Origin of the sequence: Cetobacterium sp. ZWU0022, from assembly GCF_000800875.1 — a bacterium.
Taxonomy (GTDB): Bacteria; Fusobacteriota; Fusobacteriia; order Fusobacteriales; family Fusobacteriaceae; genus Cetobacterium_A.
The window spans coordinates 1-1,474 of the sequence record NZ_JRJZ01000195.1; the positions used below are offsets into that span (position 1 = coordinate 1).

Below are 1,474 nucleotides of genomic sequence, written 5' to 3' on the forward strand. Positions count from 1 at the left end.
ATATCTTTTATTAAAATTTTTCCATCAGGAGTATAAATTTTTAATTGATAACTTCTATCCTCTTTAATTTCATCATTTTTAAACTCCACTACCCCATTCGTTGCATTTTGAATATCTATTATGATACCCATATATAAAAGTTCAACTCTACTTCCAAGAGGTACATTTTCTTTTATAATATAATTTTTAGAACCTGTTACTATATATCCCTTATCTTTTTTAAAAGATATATCATACTCTCTAGCTCCACTATCCATGTATTTATAATTTCCAATTTCCAAAGTATGACCTTTATAAATATCGTCATATCTTAGTTTTATATCTTCAAACATATGGTTTCTAACATCATAATTTGCTGTTATTTCTCCATAAAGAAAAGCTCCTTGATATTCAAGATTGGCTTCCCAATCACTTTGCCAATCTCCATTTTTCTCATATTCATTCTTTTTAAAAATTTGATTAAGCTCTGTTCTTAAATATCCTAATTCAAATAACTTTTTATCATTTGTATAAAGAATATCTTTTGTTGTTTTCCCTTCTTTTAATAACCTCTCATTGTTATTTTGTCTTATTCCTATTTCTTCAGGTGTTGAAAAATTTAATGTCATATTAATTTTTTCTTTCTCTTTAGAAAGAGCTAGATTAGTTAAAAATAATTTTCTAAAGATGTCTTTTTCCAAATAAATATCTCCATCAAAGGCTTTGATACTATCAGAAGTTAGTTTTAATTCTTGATTATTCTTTAAAATTCTATTATTTTTTGTGTCTATAACTACATCTTCTAGGCTATCACCTAGCTTTGCATTTACATTATTTTCTATTCTTTCAAAATTTCTAAAATTTATTAGTTCAAAAAATGTGATTAGGGGAAAATAAACCTTTTCATTCTCTATAAATGGAGAATAAGACTCGCTTTTTTTATCTCCATTTACGTATAATGAAAAAAGATGAATACCATCTTGATTTATTTCACCCCCATTTTCTAATAAATATTCTTCTTCACTTATAAGTCCTTTTGCTTTTAGTTCTTCTAATTCTCTAGCTGTAGCTTGTCTTATTTTTTGATTTTTGATTTTATTATTATTAAGACCTTCAGTTGCTACTTTCTCATTTTTATTATCTTGATTTATTGAAATATTTATATCTTCATCTACAAAATTATTAACTTCAATATTTTCAATATTTTTTAAAATAATATTCTCTTGTTTAAGATTTTTAATCTCATTAGCCTGGATTTCTTTTGGTTCAAATTGCGTTATATCTTCAGCATTTTTTTTAGGAATATATTTTGCTGAAACAAGTAAAAGTGCGATAATTCCTAAAAAAATAATAGTATTTTTCTTTTTCATTATTTCCCTATCCCCTTTTCTAAAATTTTAATTCCTTCCATATCTGTTATTACTAATCTTGGATTTCTAAGATTATCTATATCTAATTTTTGATTAAAAGTATTTTTATAACCTTTTAAAAGTCT

General features: G+C 24.4%; 1 protein-coding gene. It reads right to left on the minus strand.

Features of this window, described 5'->3' with window-relative positions:
- Positions 1-1,349 (minus strand): hypothetical protein (locus tag L988_RS13115; protein ID WP_047384953.1); only part of this gene is annotated, 1,349 nt, incomplete at its 3' end.
- Positions 1,350-1,474 lie beyond the last annotated feature (125 nt).